The 2488-nt window shown below is 38.5% G+C and carries 1 protein-coding gene; it reads right to left on the minus strand.

Annotation, left to right across the window (positions count from 1 at the left end):
• On the minus strand, positions 1 to 2287 hold a 2287-nt coding region (locus WBN20_RS16975), incomplete at its 3' end, for a hypothetical protein (protein WP_424282543.1).
• Positions 2288 to 2488 lie beyond the last annotated feature (201 nt).

A 2488-nucleotide genomic window follows, 5' to 3' on the forward strand; every position in this document is an offset into this window, starting at 1 on the left:
CTTTGATCCAAAGTGGAGCGCCGTCTTCCCACTTATTATGTGTTAATCTAAATTTCTCACCATCAGCAAGTCTTATCACTGTAATTTCACCATACATTTGAGGGCTAAATATGAAGGGTTGTACTAATGGTTGTTCATCATTAATTCCAAATTCTTCAGAAGAGTAGATCAGCCATTCTCCATCTGGTGAGAAATGCGCATGACCTTCTTGACCTGGGTACGTGGTTAATTGTTTTGGTTCACCCCAACCCTTACCTGTTCTTTCAGTAATATAAATATCCATTGTTTTTACCACGCTATCCTTGTCCAATCCATTAACATCAGAACAGTAAGCAATCATATTACCATCATAAGAAATGACAGGAAAGGCTTCCTTGTCCGGACTATTGGTAATATTGGTTGTAGTCCCATTTTCTTCCACATAAATATCCATATTGCCAGTTCTGCCACTTCTAAAAACCATCACCTTATTGTCTTCGGAATAATCGGCAAATCCAGTATTGCTTTCCAAATCGGTCACACGTTCCAACGATTTGTCTTCAAAATGATAGCGATAAACACACCCTTTAGCTTCCGGGCTTCTTCTAAATCCTCCCACTGAAAATTGAAGGTAGTTGCCGTCTGGAGTAACCTTAGTATCTATAATATTCGAAAACTGTGGATTGAAGTCTCCATCTGGTCGAAAGTTAAATAAATGTTCAATTTCATTGTTATCATAATCGACCGCATAAAAATCTTTTTCCGTATTAAAAAATGAGGATAGGAAGATACCAGCGTATAACACAACCAGTGCATAAGGAATAAACATAAAAGCATAAAGCTTATACAAAGAAGCAATGGACTTCTCTGCTTTCTTTCTTTTTATATAAATGAAATAAGCCAACAAACCCAGTGCTAAAAGTACTGCAGCAACTATAATTAAAAATGATTTAATAGCGTTTAGAGGCATTATGTTAAAGAACAGCTGGTCGTCCGTCGTCTTAATGATAAAAAGCACTATTATTACGGCCGCCACCGAAAAAATGAGATGTTTCCAAAAGGCAATGTACTTTCTTTTCTCAATGCTTTTGTAAATACCCACCGCCAACCATATAATTGCCAGTATTGGAAGCAATAAAACTAAATAAGCCAAAGGTGCAATGCCATCCTGAAAGCCCTTTACATCGGATACTCCATATATAATCTTACCATCGGGCGTGGCAGGTGCTGCAAAAGAGCGTCTAACACCATACATAGAAAGTGTTTTGTTCGGCAAATCGGATATAAGTGTTGGACTGTTTTTCACCAATAGATCACCATAGAAATCATTTAGGTTTGTGGGTTCTGGTTGAGGTGTTTCGCCACCATGATAAACCATTATCCCAGAATCGTGGTAGTCCACGTTCAACATATTCATTTGCCGCACTAGGGTCGAGTCTAATTCTTGGGTTTTGGGGTTGAGTTCAAGGATGGAATATCCATTTGGGCCATCTTTAAAACTCGTAAATAAAATTTCACCATCAGGTTTTTGAAGAGGTGATATACAAGAATAATTATCAGGAGAAATTTGCTCCGCATTTTCGCCGGTCTCAGACATTTTAAAAAGTTTGAAATTTTCACCTCTTTTGGCAGAATAGTAAATGATTTCTTGGTCTTCTTTAGACCAAACTGGACTACCCTCCCAGTTTTCCGAACTAGTTAATCTTTTAGTTTCGCTGCCATCAGCATTCATCACATAAATATCACCTGTTCGCTGCAAAGCAAAAACTAATCTTGGCTTTAGCGGAACTGTTGGATGCGCGCGGTCACTTGAGAAGGCAATGCTTTTACCATCGTTAGAAAATTTAGGTCTAAAATCGCCACCTTGGTCGTTGGTGAGGTTTATTGCATCGTTAATATCTAAGGTGTCAGAATGTTTGAATGGAAGTTTATAAATATCTGAGTTACCTCCATGTGTTGAAACAAATACTATCTCTTTCCCATCAGGGGAAAAATCTACTTGATCCTGCATGGAGTTGCTTTTAACCAAAAGTCTGGGAATGGAATCACCATGAATACTTTTTACATATAGCTGCGGACGACCCATTCTTTCAGAAGTAAAGACTACCCATTTACCATCGGGCGAAATTTTCGCGTCATAATCTAGGCTTTCATGTTGCGTGAATTTTGAGAAATTTTTTCCATCATCTTTAGATAAGTAAATATTCCATCCTTGTGGCCTAAAGGAAGAATAGAAGACTTTGTCCTGAGCTTGAGATAAACTTCCGAAGATTATAAAATTGAAAATAAGCAAAGTTATTTTTTTCATTGGATTCAATTTGTTGCTGACGGTTGGTATAAGATTAGTTGCGTGTTTTAAGCACCTAATTTAGTAAATACAAACCGAGTAGAAAATCTGACCTGCCACGCTTTTAGGCATGGGAGGGTTTTCGTAAGTAAGCTTTCACTAGCAACCTGCCTGCCGGTATACCAGCCAGAGGCTGGCAGGCACGCCTTAGGAGGGCAGGCA

The sequence above is a fragment of the Eudoraea sp. genome, from assembly GCF_049665975.1.
GTDB lineage: Bacteria > Bacteroidota > Bacteroidia > Flavobacteriales > Flavobacteriaceae > Eudoraea.